This is a genomic window from Streptomyces shaanxiensis (genome assembly GCF_039537145.1).
GTDB lineage: Bacteria > Actinomycetota > Actinomycetes > Streptomycetales > Streptomycetaceae > Streptomyces > Streptomyces shaanxiensis.
Window position 1 is genome coordinate 65,399 of record NZ_BAAAZY010000005.1, and the last position, 16,567, is coordinate 81,965.

At 72.0% G+C, this 16,567-nt stretch carries 18 protein-coding genes; 14 read left to right on the plus strand and 4 right to left on the minus strand.

Going from position 1 to position 16,567, the window contains the following annotated elements:
• Positions 1 to 15: 15 nt before the first annotated feature.
• The 4 genes from ABD932_RS05135 to ABD932_RS05150 form a co-directional block, all read right to left on the minus strand.
• On the minus strand, positions 16 to 405 hold the full coding sequence (locus tag ABD932_RS05135; protein WP_345009011.1) for a Zn-ribbon domain-containing OB-fold protein: 390 nt from the start codon (positions 403 to 405) through the stop codon (positions 16 to 18).
• A complete protein-coding gene (locus tag ABD932_RS05140) occupies positions 405 to 851 on the minus strand; it encodes a DoxX family protein (protein ID WP_345009013.1) in 447 nt (148 codons plus the stop codon). The genes ABD932_RS05135 and ABD932_RS05140 overlap by 1 nt, the downstream gene beginning before the upstream one ends.
• 208 nt (positions 852 to 1,059) lie before the next feature.
• Positions 1,060 to 1,470: an RNA-guided endonuclease InsQ/TnpB family protein gene (locus ABD932_RS05145; protein ID WP_345009617.1), complete on the minus strand. Its 411-nt coding sequence runs from the start codon at positions 1,468 to 1,470 to the stop codon at positions 1,060 to 1,062.
• Positions 1,471 to 1,509: 39 nt separating this feature from the next.
• Positions 1,510 to 2,859 carry an MFS transporter gene (locus ABD932_RS05150; RefSeq protein WP_345009015.1) on the minus strand — a complete coding sequence of 450 codons (1,350 nt, stop codon included), beginning with the start codon at positions 2,857 to 2,859 and terminating at the stop codon, positions 1,510 to 1,512.
• 367 nt (positions 2,860 to 3,226) lie between these two features.
• Between ABD932_RS05150 and ABD932_RS05155 the strand changes: the two genes are divergently transcribed.
• The 14 genes from ABD932_RS05155 to ABD932_RS05220 all read left to right on the plus strand — a co-directional run bounded on the left by ABD932_RS05155 (position 3,227) and on the right by ABD932_RS05220 (position 16,454).
• Positions 3,227 to 4,075, plus strand: coding sequence for a 2-amino-3,7-dideoxy-D-threo-hept-6-ulosonate synthase (locus ABD932_RS05155; protein ID WP_345009017.1), 849 nt, complete (start codon positions 3,227 to 3,229; stop codon positions 4,073 to 4,075).
• The gene (locus ABD932_RS05160; RefSeq protein ID WP_345009019.1) at positions 4,072 to 5,256 is read left to right on the plus strand and encodes a 3-dehydroquinate synthase II family protein; all 1,185 of its coding nucleotides are present in this window, start codon (positions 4,072 to 4,074) and stop codon (positions 5,254 to 5,256) included. Before ABD932_RS05155 ends, ABD932_RS05160 begins: the two co-directional genes overlap by 4 nt.
• 5 nt (positions 5,257 to 5,261) lie before the next feature.
• Positions 5,262 to 6,695, plus strand: a complete 1,434-nt coding sequence (locus ABD932_RS05165) for a class I adenylate-forming enzyme family protein (RefSeq protein WP_345009021.1) — start codon at positions 5,262 to 5,264, stop codon at positions 6,693 to 6,695.
• A 22-nt stretch (positions 6,696 to 6,717) separates the two neighbouring features.
• Entirely contained in the window at positions 6,718 to 6,993 is a 276-nt protein-coding gene (locus ABD932_RS05170) for an acyl carrier protein (RefSeq protein ID WP_345009023.1), read from the plus strand.
• 8 nt (positions 6,994 to 7,001) lie between these two features.
• Positions 7,002 to 7,265 carry an acyl carrier protein gene (locus ABD932_RS05175; RefSeq protein ID WP_345009025.1) on the plus strand — a complete coding sequence of 88 codons (264 nt, stop codon included), beginning with the start codon at positions 7,002 to 7,004 and terminating at the stop codon, positions 7,263 to 7,265.
• Complete coding sequence (locus tag ABD932_RS05180) at positions 7,255 to 8,448, plus strand: beta-ketoacyl-[acyl-carrier-protein] synthase family protein (protein ID WP_345009027.1); 1,194 nt, start codon at positions 7,255 to 7,257, stop codon at positions 8,446 to 8,448. The genes ABD932_RS05175 and ABD932_RS05180 overlap by 11 nt, the downstream gene beginning before the upstream one ends.
• Complete coding sequence (locus tag ABD932_RS05185) at positions 8,445 to 9,332, plus strand: hypothetical protein (RefSeq protein WP_345009029.1); 888 nt, start codon at positions 8,445 to 8,447, stop codon at positions 9,330 to 9,332. Before ABD932_RS05180 ends, ABD932_RS05185 begins: the two co-directional genes overlap by 4 nt.
• Entirely contained in the window at positions 9,319 to 11,004 is a 1,686-nt protein-coding gene (locus ABD932_RS05190; RefSeq protein WP_345009031.1) for a class I adenylate-forming enzyme family protein, read from the plus strand. Before ABD932_RS05185 ends, ABD932_RS05190 begins: the two co-directional genes overlap by 14 nt.
• Positions 11,001 to 11,558, plus strand: a complete 558-nt coding sequence (locus ABD932_RS05195) for a hypothetical protein (protein WP_345009033.1) — start codon at positions 11,001 to 11,003, stop codon at positions 11,556 to 11,558. The genes ABD932_RS05190 and ABD932_RS05195 overlap by 4 nt, the downstream gene beginning before the upstream one ends.
• 3 nt (positions 11,559 to 11,561) lie before the next feature.
• On the plus strand, positions 11,562 to 12,473 hold the full coding sequence (locus tag ABD932_RS05200) for an NAD-dependent epimerase/dehydratase family protein (RefSeq protein ID WP_345009035.1): 912 nt from the start codon (positions 11,562 to 11,564) through the stop codon (positions 12,471 to 12,473).
• Positions 12,470 to 12,685 carry an FAD/NAD(P)-binding protein gene (locus ABD932_RS05205; RefSeq protein WP_345009037.1) on the plus strand — a complete coding sequence of 72 codons (216 nt, stop codon included), beginning with the start codon at positions 12,470 to 12,472 and terminating at the stop codon, positions 12,683 to 12,685. The genes ABD932_RS05200 and ABD932_RS05205 overlap by 4 nt, the downstream gene beginning before the upstream one ends.
• Positions 12,682 to 14,304 carry an MFS transporter gene (locus ABD932_RS05210; protein ID WP_345009039.1) on the plus strand — a complete coding sequence of 541 codons (1,623 nt, stop codon included), beginning with the start codon at positions 12,682 to 12,684 and terminating at the stop codon, positions 14,302 to 14,304. The genes ABD932_RS05205 and ABD932_RS05210 overlap by 4 nt, the downstream gene beginning before the upstream one ends.
• Position 14,305: 1 nt before the next feature.
• Positions 14,306 to 15,034 carry an SDR family oxidoreductase gene (locus tag ABD932_RS05215; RefSeq protein ID WP_345009041.1) on the plus strand — a complete coding sequence of 243 codons (729 nt, stop codon included), beginning with the start codon at positions 14,306 to 14,308 and terminating at the stop codon, positions 15,032 to 15,034.
• Positions 15,035 to 15,242: 208 nt separating this feature from the next.
• Entirely contained in the window at positions 15,243 to 16,454 is a 1,212-nt protein-coding gene (locus ABD932_RS05220; protein ID WP_345009043.1) for a flavin-containing monooxygenase, read from the plus strand.
• Positions 16,455 to 16,567 lie beyond the last annotated feature (113 nt).

Sequence of the window (16,567 nt, forward strand, 5' to 3'; positions counted from 1 at the left end):
TGAAGCCCGCGTCGGTCACCTCACAGGGCGGAACACCGGCATCCCGTCCCGGAAGGCGACCTCCAGCTCCGTCCCGGCCCGCAGCCGCGAGCCGTCCCCGCACTCCACGACCTCGGTCATCATCCGCGGCCCTTCCGCGAGATCGACGACCGCGGCGACGTACGGCGTGCGCGCCCCGAAGGGCGGCAGGTCGTTGCGGTGGACGACGGACCACGTGTAGAGGGCGGCCCGGCCGCTCGCGGGCTCCCAGTCGACGTCCTCGCTCCAGCAGTGGGGGCAGAACTCGCGGGGGTAGTGGTGGGCGCGTCCGCAGGTCCGGCAGCGCCTGAACAGAAGCCGCCCCTGCGCGGCGGCGTCCCAGTAGGTCCGCGTGAAAGCGTCGGCCTCCGGCAGGTCGTACCGCATCAGAACAACCCCAGCGCGCTGTCCACCGACCACGACTGCCACGACATCCCGAACAGCGCGACCACCGAGATCAGCGCCATCATCGAGTTCTGCCCCTGCTCGGCCCAGTCGTGGATCATCAGGGCGAAGTAGAGGCCGTTGAGCAGCAGCCCGCCGACGAGGGCGACCGGGGTCAGGAAGCCGAGGATCAGGCCGAGCCCCAGGGCCAGCTCCGCGTACAGGACGACGTACGCCATCGTCCGCGGCCGTGGCGTCACCACGACCTCGAAGCCGGACCGTACGGCGTTCCAGCGGTGCTTGCCCGCCACGTCCGCCGCCCAGGCGATCCCCGCCCCCTCGAACCAGCTCTTCTTGTCCTTGTGGCGCCAGCTCTCCAGCCACCACAGCCCGAGGCCTATGCGGAGCACGGCCAGCCATTCCGCACCTGTGAGCCAGATCGCGTCCATGAATCTGACGGTACGTCAGATAAAGGGAGTCTGACAATCGCCTGTGCATCGGCGAAGGGGCGTCGTCGTGAAGCACAGGGCACTGGCATCCTCCCGGGCCTGGAGGCCCGGGGTTCCATCCGCCCGCATGGTGCGGGCCCTGGTGGGTTCCTGTTTCATCACGCACCGCCCCGGCTGGGCAGGGTCTTACACGCGCTCCGCAGGCGTTTTACTTCTCGGCGAGCCCCGCCGCGAAGATCCTGCGCCCTTCGGCGCGGATGTTGGCTTCTGCGTTCTGATCCCGGTCGTGGACGGCCCCGCATGAGCAGGTCCACGACCGGATCCGCAGCCCTTCCTGCCCTTTGGGTCCTTCGATGCTGCCGCAGGCGGAGCACATCTGAGTGGAGGGGAACCAGCGGGAGACCTTGGCAAAGCCGCGCCCGTACCGTGCGCACTTCGCTTCGAGGGTGCTGGCGAACATGCTGAGCGACTGGTCGTGGACGGACTTGCCGCGCTTGCCCTTCGCCGATCCCATGCCCTTCACGTTCAGGTCCTCCACATAGACCGCTTGGCTCTCGCGGACGATGCGGGTGGTTTCCTGCCCGATGAAGTCGCGCCGTTGGTCGGCGACGCGTGCCAGGGCTCGGCGTCGTGCCGTGTCGTCGGACGCCCTGTGCCGTCAGGCGTCGAACTCGTGGTCGCGGGTCTCCGGCAGGGCCAGCAGGCACAGGAGGCTCAGCAGGCAGAGTCCGCCGGTGTAGAAGCCGAGGACGAGCGGTGAGTCCCAGTGGCTGTTCAGCCAGGTGGCGACCAGCGGAGCGAAGCCGCCGCCGAGGGTGTTGGCGAGGATGAAGGCCGCGGAGGCGCCGGTGTAGCGCAGCCGCGCCGGAAAGAGCTCGGTGAGGAAGGCCGCCGCCGGGGAGAACATCAGCGCCAGCAGCACGAGTCCGACCGTGTAGGCGCCGGTGATCACCCAGGCGTCGCCCGAACTCAGCGAGGCGTACATGGGTACCGCCCACAGCACGCAGCCCACGGCTCCGGTCAGCATCACCGGGCGCCGGCCGATCCGGTCGGCCAGCCTGGCGGCCGGGAGGGTGACGGCGATCCCGGCCGCCGCACCGACGCTCGCGGCGGTCAGCATCGTGTTCTGCGGGATGCCGAGTTCCTTCGGGCCGTACGACAGGCTGTAGACGATCGTCAGGTAGTAGACGGCCGAGCCGCCCAGCGCGGTACCGATGCCGAGCAGCAGCCGGCCGGGGTGCCGGGTGAGGAGCGTGCCCAGCGGGAAGCGGGACGTGGGTTCGGGCACCTGCGCCGACGCCTCTGTCGCCGGCGTGAACAGCGGTGACTCGGAGACCGTCGTGCGCACCCACAGGCCGATCACGACGAGCAGGGTGCTGAGCAGGAACGGGATCCGCCAGGCCCAGTCGGTGAAGCCGTCCCGGCCCGCGATGTTCAGGGTGGGCAGGATGACCGCGCTGGACAGCAGGAAGCCGAGCGAGGGGCCGACGTTCGGGATGGACGCGTACAGCGCGCGTCGTCCGGGCGGTGCGTGCTCCGCGGCGAGCAGCACCGCCCCGCCCCACTCGCCGCCCATGCTCACGCCCTGCAGCAGACGGAGCGTCACCAGCAGGACGGGGGCGAGGAGTCCGGCGGTCTCGTAGGTGGGGAGCAGTCCCACGCCGACCGTTGCCACGCCCATCAGCAGGAGCGAGGCGACCAGGGCGCGGCGGCGGCCGAGGCGGTCGCCGATCGTGCCGAACAGGGCGACGCCGAGGGGGCGGGCGAGGAAGGCCGCGGCGAACGTGAGGAACGCGGCCAGGGAGGAGACGGTCGCGTTGCCGGAGGGGAAGAAGGCGGGGCCGAGGACGAGTGCGCTGGCGGTGCCGTACACGGCGAAGTCGTAGTACTCGATCGTCGTGCCGACCAGGCTCGCGGCCGCGACCCGCGACGCCCGGGGCCGGGCGTCGGGGGTCGGCCGTGGGGACGAGGCGATCGCGGGCGCGGCAGCGGATGGTAATTCGGGCATGGGGAATCCATTCCGATGGGGAGTGGGAGGCACCCTAAGCCCGGGAATTCAATTTCGACAAGGAATTCGACGGGGAAACCGCGCCGTTCGAAAAGCCGGACGGCGAGATCGCCCCTTTGGTGCGGACAGATCGGCCTAATGCATAGAACTGCACCCGAACATGCACCCCTAAGAGGCGTCAACCCCTGGCCCGCTGTCAACTCGCTGTCAATATTCATGCACTCTCCGACATGAATATTTGCCGGATGTCACACCTTGCCAACGGCTGATCACGCACGGAATGCTGACCTCCGAGGGAATTTGAAAGTTCTACGACCATCGATTTTCGGACATTGGAAGGACTACCGGCGGGGAAGGCGTATTACCCATGCTGAAAACCGGCAAGTTATTTCGATTGAGAAGACTTTCGCTGGCCGGGGACGGCCGGCATCTCCTCGTACCGCTCGACCACAGCGTTTCGGACGGACCGATCGTCCCCGCCGACCAGTGGGACGACCTGCTGCGTGCGCTGGTGGACGGCGGGGCCGACGGGATCATCGTCCACAAGGGACGTGCAGGCGCCTTCGCGCCGGACATCCTCAAGAGCTGCGCGCTGGTGGTGCACCTGAGCGCCAGCACCGCCCACTCCGCCGACGTGCACGCCAAGGTGCTGGTCGCCGACGTCGAGGAGGCGCTGCGGCTCGGTGCGGATGCGGTGAGCGTCCACGTCAACATCGGCTCGGACACCGAGGCCCAGCAGCTCGCCGATCTCGGGGCGGTGGCGCGTTCCTGCGACGCGTGGGGCATGCCGCTGATCGCGATGATCTACCCGCGCGGCCCCCGGATCGCGGATCCGCACGACCCGGCCCTGCTCGCGCATCTGGCCAATGTGGCCGCGGACCTGGGCGCGGACATGGTGAAGACCTCCGTCGCCCTGCCGCTGGAGCGGATGGCCGAGGTGGTGGCGGACAGCCCCCTCCCGATCCTCGCGGCCGGCGGTCCGCCCGACGGCTCCGACCTCGTCGAGTACGGCACCGCGGTGATGGACGCCGGCTGCCAGGGGCTGGCCATCGGCCGCCGCGTCTTCTCCGCCCCCTCCCCCCGCGACGTGGTGTCCCGGCTGGCGGCAGTGGTGCACGGCGGCGTCCCGGGGACCGCCGGGGCGGGCGCCCTGAGCACGAGTTCTCCCACCGGTCCCCCCACCAACTACTCGACGATCGTGGCAGGTGTCGCATGAGGTTCGCATGGATCGATCTGCGTGAGGTCCCGGCACGGCAGATCCAGGCGGTGGTGGACGCCGCCGTCCACGCCCGGATGGCCGGGGTGCTCTCCGCCGACGCGAAGCTGCTCGGCACGCTGCCCCCGACCGTCACCCGGATCCTGGCCGACGACGGCCCGGCACCGGCCGCCGCCCCGAAGAAGCCGGCCGGCAAGGAGGCGAAATCCACCGCCGAGGCCGACCCCGGGAACTCCCCGTCCGCTCCCGGAGCCGACGTCCTGCTGCGGACGTTCACCACCCAGGGCGAGCTGGACGCCCTCGCCGCGGACAACCGTGCCACCGGCGCCGGGACGCCCGTCGCCGGCTTCGTCGACGTACGGGACGACCGCACCCTGCAGCTGTCGTGCGCGGGCGCCATGGCGCTGCCTTACACCGTCATCCACTTCGCCGACCCGACCAAGATCCCGCTGGAGATCGTGCTCGCCGCGGCCGAGCCGGCCGAGGGCAAGCTGGTGACCGTCGTCGACGGCCTGGAGGAGGCGTCGATCGTCTTCGACGTGCTGGAGCGCGGCTCGGACGGCATCCTGTTCACACCCCGCAGCGCCGACGAGGTGTTCGCCCTGGCCCGGCTGCTCCAGGCCACCACACCCCAGCTGGAGCTGTCCACGCTGACCGTGGAGAGCATCCGGCACGTCGGGCTCGGCGACCGGGTCTGCGTGGACACCTGCTCGCACTTCGAGGAGGACGAGGGCATCCTCGTCGGCTCCTACTCCTCCGGGTTCGTGCTGTGCTGCTCCGAGACCCACCCGCTGCCGTACATGCCGACCAGGCCGTTCCGGGTCAACGCCGGTGCCCTGCACTCGTACACGCTCGGCCCCGACAACCGCACCAACTACCTCAGCGAGGTCGGCTCCGGCACCGCCCTGCTGGCGGTCGGCGCCGACGGGCGCACCCGGCGGGTGGTGGTCGGCCGCGCCAAGCTGGAGTCCCGGCCGCTGCTGGAGATCCGCACCCACGCCGAGGACGGACGGCTGGTCAGCCTCACCGTGCAGGACGACTGGCACGTACGGGTGCTCGGCCCCGGCGGCAAGGTCCTCAACGTCACCGAACTGCAGGCAGGTGACGAGCTGCTCGGCTACCTGGCCACGGACAAACGCCATGTGGGCCTGCCCATCGGCGAGTTCTGCAAGGAGGTCTGAGCCTCATGGGCGACCTCGGGGCAGGCGCACCCGCCGACGGCATGGAATCCCTCGTCCGTGACCTCTTCGACGCACACGATGACGCACTCCCCTACCTGACCCACCGTCAAGAGATCCTGCTTCGAGGGGAGTTACGCGACCGGGTGCGAAAGCAGGCCGCCGTCTTCTCCGGCTACGGCATCAAGGCCGGCAGCACCGTAGGGCTGCGCACCCCGCCCAGCTTCACCCAGGTCGAGGTGCTGCTCGCGCTGTGGCGGCTCGGCGCGCAGGTGCTGCTCTTCGACTTCCGGCTCAAGCCGGCCGAGGTCGGCGCGCTGTGCGCCTCCTGCCGGCCGCAGTTCATGGTCAGCGCGGGGGTCAACGTCCGGGCGACCTTCGGTTTCCGCTCCGAGTACGAGGTCGTGACCGAGCGCCTCGGCGGCGGTCGCCCGGCCGCCACCGGCCATCGGCTGGTCCAGTTCAGCTCGGGCTCCACCGGGCGGCCGAAGGTGATCGGCCGGACCGCGGAGTCGATCGCCGAGGAAGTGGACCGGTTCACGCGGATCCCGGGTATGCCGGGTGTGGGCGACCGGCTGCTGCTGCTCAGCTCCACGGCGCACAGCTTCGGTCTGATCGCCGGGCTGCTGCACTCGCTCGCGGCCGGGGTCCGCGTGGTCTTCGCCCCCCGGATCTCCGCCCGCGACGTCCTGCGGACCGCCGTGGAGCACAGGATCACCGCCCTGTTCGGGGTGCCGATGCACTACGAGCTGCTCGCCGCCGCCTCCGATCCTCCCGCCCTGCCTGACCTGAGGGTCGCGGTGTCCGGCGGCGAGCTGATGCCCTCGCAGGTCGCGGCACGGTTCGCGGAACGCTACGGGATCGCCGTCGGCGAGTCCTACGGCACCACGGAGACCGGCGTCGTCGCCATGGACGCCCACGGCACGCTACGGCCCTCCGTCGGCCCTGCCGCACCGGGTGTCGTCGTACGCGAGCACCTCGGCGAACTGGACGTCGCCCTCGCCGAGTCGCCGTACCTGTACGACTCCGGCGGCACCCAGTACACGGACGGCTGGCTGCACACCAGGGACCGCGCCACGGTGGACGCCTCGGGGGCGGTGCGCGTGCACGGCCGCGCGGACTCCGTCGTCGTCATCGGCGGCCTCAAGGTGGACCTCGTGGAGGTCGAGAACGTGCTGCGCGAGCACCCGGCCGTCCAGCAGGCGGTCCTGGTCCACGAGGACGTGACCGAGGCCTACGTCGCGATGGTCGCCGGGACCACCGAGCCGCCGTCCGCGGAGGAACTGCTGCGCTGGTGCCGGGAGCGACTGGCCGACTACAAGCTGCCGCGCGTCATCCGGGTGCTGGAGTCCCTGCCCCGCACCTCCAACGGGAAGCTGCTGCGCCAGGCGGCGGCACTGCGCACGAGCTCCGCCACCGTACCCACCGAAATCACTCTCTGATCCTTCTCTGGAGACACCGATCATGAGTACGTCGACCCTGGAAGACGAGATCCGCGAGTTCGTCCTGACCGCGGTCATCGACGAGATGAACGTCCTGCTGAGCCGCGACGGCATCACGGACGACAGCCCGATGACCGTCGGCGGGCTGGAAGTGGACTCACTGAGCCTGATCGAGCTGACGTTGCGGCTGGAGTCGCGGTTCGGCGTGGAGATACCGGACACCGACATCGAGCCGCTCGCCTCCCTGACCCTCGGCGGACTCGTCGCCGAGGTGGTCCGTCGCGGTGCGAAGGCATGAGTGAAGGCATGAGGACGGCCACCTTCACCACCGACTCCGTCCGGGACCTGCTGTCGGACCGGAACATCTTCCCGGGCCTGCCCGACGACCTCGGCGAGGACGCCGAACTGGTCCTGGACTCGCTCGGGTTGGTGTGGCTCCTGCATGTGATCGAGGAACGCCACGGCCTGGTCGTGGAGCCCAGCGACGAGGAGATCTCCGGGCTGACCTCGCTGCGGCGGCTCACCGAGTACCTGCGTGCCGTCGAGGAGGGCGGCCGCGATGAGCGGTGAGGTCACGGTGACCGGATTCGGGGTACGCACCGCGTTCGGCACCGGAGCCGACGCCCTGCGGCGCGGGGTCTTCGCCGGGGTCCCCGCGTTCGCGCCCACCACCAGGTTCGACACCGGGCCGTACCGTACGCCGATGGCGGCCGCCGCCCCCGACGGCCCCGACGCGGTCGAGCACTGGGCCCTGCGCCACGCCCTCGCCGAGTGCGGTACCGAGGCCCTCGACATGGCGGGACTGCGCCCGGGCACCGATGCGGCGGTCCTGCTCGGCATCGCGGGTGACCACACGAGCGTCACGCGGTACTGGCGAGGCGCCGCCGGAGCCGACACCCCCGACGCGGGTGACGGCGCCGCGACCGACCGGGTCGCCGACGCCGTACCCGCCCGGCTCACCGAACTGCTCGCCGCACACCTCGGGTCGACCGGACCACGGCTGACCTTCACCAACGCCTGCGTCGCCTCCGCCGCCGCGATCATCCACGGCTGTCGGCTGATCTCCTCGGGCCGCACCGACGTGGCGGTCTGTGCGGGCGGCTACCTGGTGGAGGAGGAGACCTTCGGGAAGTTCGACTCCGGCCGGGCACTGTCCAAGGACGGCATGGTGCGTCCGTTCAGCGCGGACCGCAGCGGGCTGCTGCTGGGCGACGGGGTGGCGGTCGTGGTGCTGGAGTCCGCCGAGCACATCCGGCGCCGGGGCGCCCGGCCGTTGGCGTCGGTGGTGGGGTGGGGCGCGGCCACGGACGCCCACCACATCGCCCAACCGCACCCGGAGGGCGCGGGGCTGGCGCGGGCGGCGCGGCAGGCGATGCGGCTGGCCGGCGATCCGGACGGGGCGGCCCTGGACTACGTCAACGCCCATGGCACCGGCACCAAGTACAACGACGGCGCCGAGACCCGTGGGCTGCGCGCCGCCTTCCCGGACCGCGCGGAGTCGATACCGGTCAGCTCCACCAAGAGCACCACCGGCCACCTCCTGGAGGCGGCGGGCGTCGTGGAGTTCGTGATCACCCTGCTGGCCCTGACGGACGGCCTACTGCCGCCGACCGCCGGGTTCACCGCGCCGGACCCGGAGTGCGACCTCGACTACGTGCCGAACCGGCCGCGCCGGGCCGACCTGCGCCGGGCACTCACCGTCAACGCCGCGTTCGGCGGCGCCAACACCGCACTCGTGCTGGAGCGGACGTGACGAAGCCGACGACGACGAGCGAGAAGACCGTGCTCCGGGCGCCCCTCGGCATCCTCGCCACCGCCACCGCGACCCATGGCACCGGCCGGGACGACGACATCCCGCTGCCGAGGCTGCCCGGCTTCGTGGAGTCCGCGTTCAGCCCGCTGGCGTACGAGGTGAGCAGACAGTGCCTGACCGAGCGGCCCGATGGGGGCACCTCCCGCTCGAGCGAAGCCGAGAGTGGGGGAGGCTCCCGTACCGCCGTGGCGCTGGCCAGTCTGCTGGGCGACACCACCACCGCCGACCTGGCCAGCCGGCGCATGGTGTCCGGCCAGGTCCACAACCCGCTGCTGTTCATGCAAGCCACGCCCAACTCCGTACTGGGCCACACCAGCCGGGAGTTCGGGATCACCGGGCAGATGTTCAGCACCTCCTTCTTCGACGACCCGCTGACCGAGCTGCTGGCCATGGCGGATCTGCTGCTGGAGGACCCGGAGCTGGAGCGGGTCCTGGTGCTGGGCGTGGAGTTGGGCGGCGGCGAGCGGCCGGCCGCCATGCACCGCGAACTCACCGACGGCGGGGCTCTCCCGGCCCCGGACCTCCCCCCGTCCGCCGGGCTGGCGGCCGCGGTGCTGCTCGGCCGCGCCGGGGCCGGGGCACCCGTGACGGTCCGGTCGGCGCAGACCCCCGGGGCCGACGCCGGGGCCGTCGACCGTCCCGGCGGCATCCAGGGCCTGTTCGACCTGGCCGCCGCCCACCGACAACTGCTGCGGAACGGCGGAATCCGGCTCCTGCCCGGCCCCGCCACCGCATTCGTCCTCACCGCCGACACCTCCGACACCGCAGACACCTCAGGCACCGCAGACACCGCAGACGAGACGGAGACCCATGCTCATCAGTAGGCAGGAGCGGGCACGGATCTGCTCCGACACCGAACTGGGCGCCGGCAACGTACTGGCGCGTCTGAGGGCGTACGGCCGCCCGCTCGACGAACCCGTCCTGCGCACGGACGGCACCTGGCGGGCGCCCGACGGCAGCCGCCCCGAGACCCTGACGCTCGGCGAGCTGTACGAGGTGGTCGAGACATACGCCGGCTGGTACGCCGCCCACGGTGTACGGCCCCGCGACCCGGTCGCCATCCACTCCTTCTCCAGCGCCGAGTTCGCGGTGAACTTCCTGGCGCTGACGTCCCTCGGCGCGATCCCGTCGTTCGTCAACGGCAACCTCGCCCCGGACACGGCACGCGCGTACGTGCTCCGGCAGGGCGCGGTCGGCGCGTTCACCGACGAGGCCCACCGGGAGGCGCTCGCGGACTGCGGGCTCGGGCTCGGCTTCCACGTCACCGCCGCCGACATCCGCCCGGAGCACCGCGCGTCGCTGCCGCCGTCGTACCCGTACCGGCACGACCCGACCGACCCGGTGCTCATCTCGCACTCCTCCGGCACCACCGGCATGCCCAAGGGCGTACCGCACACCCACCGGACCCTGATGTACGCGCAGCTGCACCGGCTGCGCTACTCCACCGGGACCGACATGGAGCGCACCCTGGTGGGGCTGCCGGGCGCGCACAACGCCATGGTGGCGACGCTGCTGTACTGCCTGCTGCTGCGCACCGACATCAAGCTCCTGTCCAGCCAGCGCGGCGCCGACGTGCTCGACGCCGTCGAGGAGTTCCGGGCGACCACCGTGCTGGCCTTCGCCGGGACGTTCGGCGAGATGGCCACCGAGGACCTGACGCGGCGTGATCTGTCCAGCGTGCAGGTGTGGTTCAACACCGGGGACGCGGCGCACGAGGCCCACATCCGCGCCCTGGTGCGGTACGGCAGCCACCAGAAGATCGGCCGGGACCTGCGCCGCGTACGCGTGGAGGGCTCGGTCTTCGTGGACGGGCTCGGCTCGTCGGAGGCCGGCTACTCCGTCTTCCACAACCGGCACACCAAGGACACCTCGGCCTACTCGCGCTGCGTCGGCAGGCCGATCAGCTTCGCCGAGGCCGCCGTACTCGCCGAGGACGGCAGCCCGCTGCCGCCCGGGCGGATCGGCCGCCTCGGCCTCAAGTCCCCGACGCTCACGCCCGGTTACTGGAACGACTCCCTGACCTGGAACCGGATGCGGCTCGGCGGCTACTGGCTCACCGGGGACCTCGCCCACCAGGACGAGGACGGCAACTTCTACCACCTCGACCGGGCGCCGGACGCCGTCCGCACCCGGGGCGGCATCGTCTTCAGCACCCGCACCGAGGAACTCCTGCTCGCCGAACTGCCCGAGCTGGCCGACTGCACGGTCGTCGGGGTCGCCCCGGACGGCGTACGGGCGGACTGGGACGGCGACGGAGAGGGCGAGGCGTACGCGCTGCTCCAGCTGACCGACGAGGACGGCGGTGGCGGTGATGGTGGCGATGGCGACGACGAGGCGTGGACCCGGCGCGTCAACTCGGTGCTGGCGGCCGCCGGATTCCCGCCGGTGCACCGAGCCCTGCGGATGAAGCCCGACGACGTGGCCAAGGGCGCCACCGGCAAGGTTCTCAAACGAGTGATGCGCGACAGGTTCGCCGCCGAGGAGCAGCACGCATGAGCACGAACACGACCGGCGGCGACGGCGTCAATCACCGTGCCCGGGCGAGCGAGGCGTACCGGCTGTGGTGGCAGCACGACGCCAACTGGTACCAGGGGGTGGCCGCGCGGTTCGGGCAGGACGTCGCGAACGAGATCAACGCCGAGGCGCTGCGCAAGGTCGCCCTGCACGTCGGACAGCGCGTCGGCCGCCTCTCCGGTCCGCTCCCCGACACCGGTGACACCCGCAAGGACCTGGAGGAACTGCGCCGCCGCTACGACGACTGCGGTGACCGGATGTTCCCGCCGGAGCTGCGCAACGCCGCCACCGAGGTGGAGGACGACGACCTGATCGTGCTCACGCTGAGGCGGAACTTCGCCATCACCATGGTGCGGATGGCCGGTTCGCTGGAGGGCTACCGCTGCCCGTGCACGGACATCCACGCGGGCTGGTCGGAGGGCCTCGGTGTGACCCTCACGGAGAACAGGGCCGAGAGCTGTCTGCGCGACGGCGACCAGGCGTGCCGGCTGCTGATGCGGGTCGCCACGCCCCTCTCCGCCGGCGGGGAGGGCTGACGTATGCGGGTGCTGGTCGCCGGGGCCACCGGTGTGGTCGGGCGTCCCCTGGTGGGCGCGTTGCGGGCGCGGGGTCACGAGGTGAGCGCACTGGTGCGGGACGAGGCGCGGGCCCCGGCGGCGGACCGGGTCGTGGTCGCCGACGTACTCGACCGCGCGGCCGTGCTGTCGGCGGTGTCGGCCGCCCGGCCCGAGGTCGTCGTACACCAGCTGTCGGCGTTGCGTCTGCTGCGCGACGACCCTGCGGCGGCCTTCGCGCAGACCGCGCGGCTGCGCACGGAGGGCACCGCCCACCTGGTCGAGGCGGCCCGCGCGGCCGGTACGCGGCGGCTGGTCGCACAGTCCATCGCCTTCGCCGCCGCGCCGGAAGGGCCGCCGGTCCTCGACGAGGACGCGCCGCTGTACGTGGACGCCCCCGACCCCGGCTGGGCCGCCACCGTGCGTGCCGTCGCCGAGCTGGAGCGGCTGGTCTCGGGCAGCGGCCTCGCGGGCGTCGTGCTGCGGTACGGCACGCTGTACGGCCCCGGGACCGGATACGCCCGGGCCGGCGGGACCGCGCTTCGGGTGCTGGCCGGGAAGCTCCCGCTGCCGGGCGGCACCGGCATCACCTCGTTCCTGCACGTGGACGACGCCGTGGGTGCAGCGGTGGCGGCCGTCGAGTCGACGGCGACCGGCGTCTTCCACGCGACCGACGACGAACCGGCCCCGGCCGCCCAGTGGCTCCCGCACTACGCCCATGCGCTCGGCGCCCCGCCCCCGCGCACCGTCCCGGCGGCGCTGGCGCCCCGGCTGCTGGGCTGGTTCACGGCCCATCAGCTGACCGCGGCACGCGGCGCGGCGAACGACCGGGCCCGTACGGCGCTGGGCTGGAAGCCACTGCGGCCGAGCTGGCGGGACGGGCTGGGCGAGGAATGAGCGGACCCGGTGAGGCCCTCGCCGTCCGTGTGATCGGTGCCGGTCCGCGCGGGCTGTCCGTCCTGGAGCGGATCTGCGCCAACGCCGCGGGCGCCGCCCGGCCGGTCACGGTCCACCTCGTCGACCCGTACTCCCCTGCCCACGAGGACCTCGGCATCACCCCCGCCCACGAGGACCTCCGCGTCACCGGCCACCGGGAAGGCACGCGATGACCGCCGTCAGCAGCACCGAGGACCGGGCGGCGCCCACCCGCTCCTGGCCCGTCCTCCTGGTCGTCGTCTGCGCCCAGATGCTGATCTGGCTGGACACCTCGATCCTCAACGTCGCGGTCACCACGCTGGCCGACCCGGCCGAGGGCCTGGGCGCGACCCCCGCCGAACTGGAGTGGGTGGCGAGCGCCTACACGCTGGTCTTCGCCGGCGCCCTCTTCGCTGGCGGCGCGCTCGCGGACCGCTTCGGCCCCCGGGCCACCCTCGTCGCCGGGCTGGCGCTGTTCGGCGTCGCCTCCGCGGCCGGCGCGTTCGCACCGGACCCGGCCCGGCTGGTCGTGGCGCGGGCCTTCATGGGGGCAGGCAGTGCGCTGCTGATGCCCGCGACCCTGTCGGTCATCGTGCAGAGCACCCCGGCGGAGAAACGCACCCGGGCCATCGCGATCTGGAGCTCGTCCAGCGGCCTGGGGGTGGCGGTCGGCCCGGTCGTGGGCGGGATGCTGCTCGACCACTTCTGGTGGGGTTCGGTGTTCCTGGCCAACGTGCCGATCGTGGCCCTGTGTCTGGCCGGGGTGGTGGCCGTGGTGCCCGCGCTGAAGGGCCCCGGGCACAGGGTGCTCGACCTGCCCGGCCTCGCCCTGTCGGTGCTCGGCCTCGGCGGTGTGGTCTACGGCATCATCGAGCTCGGCAACGGACGGACGTGGTACGGCGCCCACGTCCTGCTGCCGCTCGCCCTGGGCGGCGCCCTGCTCGCCGCCTTCGTGGCCGGTCAGCGCAGGTCCCCGGCGCCCAGCCTGGATCTGCGCCTCTTCCGGCAGCCCGGGTTCACGGCCGGGAGCGTGGTGCTGCTGATCGCGTTCATGGCGCTGGCAGGGCACCTGTTCTACGCGGCCTTCTATCTCCAGGGCCCCCGCGGCCTCTCCCCCGCCGAGGCCGGGACGGTGATGATCGCCGCCGCGGTCGGAATCGTCCTGGGCAGCCAGGCGTCCCCGGGGATGAGCAGGCTGCTGTCGGCCCGTTGGACGATCGCGGCCGGCGTCCTGGCCACGGCGGCCACCTACGCCGGCTATCTGTGGTTCGACGGACGGACCCCCATCCCCGTCGTCGCCGCCCTGTTGTGGGTGCAGGGCTTCGGCATGGGCCTGGTCGGCACACCGGTCACGGCCGTGATGATGAGCGGGGTGCCGCCTCAGCTCACGGGCGCCGGATCGGCCGTCAACAGCGTCACGCGGCAGGTCGGCGGAACGCTCGGGGTGGCGATGGCGGGCTCGATCCTCTCCGCCGTCTACCGGGACCGCATGGCGGACGCCGCCCTGCCCGTCGGGCCGCAGGGGCTGTCGGCGGAAACGGCGGCGCAGGCCCGGGCCTCGGCCGAGTCCGCCCGCTCGCTGGCCGGTTCGCTGCGGCTGCCGGAGCTGGCGGCAGCGGCCGACCGCGCCTTCCTGGACGCCATGTACGCGGCCACGTTCTGGACCGCCGTACTGGCCTTCGCCGGGTTCGTCGTCGCCGTCGTGGGACTGCGCGCACAGAACGTCAAGAGCAGGACTGTCGGTACAGGCAATGCGGGCAGCGCGGGCGATGCAGGCGATGCAGGCGATGCAGGCAAGAGAGGAAAGGGCTGAAGTGGCGGGAACGGGAGAACGGGCCGAGGCTCGGTCGGTGTTCGTGACCGGGGGGAACAGGGGCATCGGGCTGTCCATAGCCCGCCGCTTCGCGGCGGCGGGAGACCGGGTCGCGGCGACCTACCGCGGCGACCGGCCACCCGCCGTCGAGAACCTCCTCGCCGTGCGGTGCGACGTGACGGACGAACGGCAGGTGGACCAGGCCTTCAAGGAGGCCGAGGCCGCCCACGGTCCGGTCACCGTCCTGGTCGCGAACGCGGGCGCCACCAACGACCGGCTGCTCGTGGGCATGGCCGAGGAGGACTTCACCTCCGTCATCGACACCAACCTCACCGGGGCCTTCCGGGTCGCCCGCCGCGCGGTGCGCGGGATGCTCGTACAGCGTCACGGCCGTATCGTGCTGATCTCCTCCACGTCGGCACTGCACGGCGCCTCCGGGCAGACCAACTACGCGGCGGCGAAGGCGGGGCTGGTCGGTTTCGCCCGGTCGCTGACCCACGAACTCGGCCCCCGCGACATCACCTGCAACGTGGTGGCTCCGGGCCTGACCGACACGGACATGAGCCGAGAGCTCACCGAGGAACAGCGGCGGCACCTGCTCAGGCGCACCCCGGCGGGCCGCCCGGCCCACCCCGACGAGGTCGCGGACGCGGTGGAGTTCCTGGCCCGGGCCGGCTATGTGCGCGGCGCGGTGATCCCGGTCGACGGAGGCGCCGGACTGGGCCACTGAGACACGGGGCCGACCCGAGCCACTGAAACGCGGGCTCCAACCCGAACCAATCGGGCGATTAAGCCCCGAAACGCCTGCACTCCAACACCACAACCAGGAGACCTACGCCACAAACCCCACCCACCCCTCCTACAGCCGTGATCGATCCGCAATCAATTCCGGGCTTGACCGAGACCCATCAACCGACAGCGTGATTACGCTCCGGAGCATGGCCGACACCCCCCAGCACCCGGACCGCCCCGCCACGGACCAGCCCGCAACGGACCGCCCCGTCTACGTCATAGGCGGCGGCCCCGGCGGACTCTCCGTCGCACACGCCCTGCGCGCCCAGGGCATACGCGCCGTCGTGCTGGAGAAGTCGGACCGGGTCGGGGCCTCCTGGCGGCGGCACTACGACCGCCTCCATCTGCACACCACCCGGCGGCTGTCGGGTCTGCCCGGGCTGCCGATGCCCCGCCGCTTCGGGCGCTGGGTGTCCCGCGACGACGTGGTGCGCTACCTGGAGAAGTACGCCGAGCACCACGACCTGGAGATCGTCACCGGTGTCGAGGTGTCCCGGGTCGAGCCCGCGCCCGACGGCTCCGGCTGGCTGCTGCGCGCGACCGGCGGGCGTGAACTGACCGGCGCCGCGGTCGTCGTGGCCACCGGGCACAACCACACCCCGCGCGTCCCGGACTGGCCCGGCCGCGACACGTACACCGGCGAGTTCCTGCACGCCGGGGAGTACCGCAACCCCGCGCCCTACGCCGGCCGCGACGTCCTGGTCGTCGGCGTCGGCAACACCGGTGCCGAGATCGCCGTGGACCTGGTGGAGGGCGGGGCCGCGCGGGTACGGCTGGCGGTGCGGACGGTCCCGCACATCGTGCGGCGCTCCACCGCGGGCTGGGCCGCGCAGTTCACGAGCATCCTCGTACGGCGGCTGCCGGTCGGCCTCGTCGACCGGCTGGCCAGGCCCGTGGCGAAGCTCAGCGTGCCGGACCTGTCGGACCACGGGCTGCCGCGCCCCGACACCGGCCTCTACAGCCGCGTCAAGGAAGGGTCGATCCCCGTCCTGGACGTCGGCCTCATCGACGCCGTGCGCAAGGGGCGTATCGAGGTCGTGGCCGCCGTCGACGGGTTCGAGGACGGCAAGGTCATCCTCGCCGACGGCACTCGCGTATCGCCGGACGCCGTCATCGCCGCCACCGGATACGTCCGCGCCCTGGAGGACCTCGTCGGCCACCTCGACGTGCTCGACACCCGCGGCAAACCGGTCGTCCAGGGCGCCCACACCCCGGCCGACGCCCCCGGCTTGTACTTCACCGGGTTCACCAACCCCATCAGCGGCAACCTCCGCGAGATGGCGATCGACGCCCAGAAGATCGCGAAGGTGATAGCCCGCGACGGCGACGGCCGGGTCTCCCGGCTTCCGGTGACGTAGACGCCCTCGACTCTCGTAGCCACCCTGAACTCTCGTAGACGCCCTCAACTCTCTTACGTATATCTCCTGTTACTTGCGGGTCAGTTGTGACGGGAGAGCTGTACCGCGCCGCC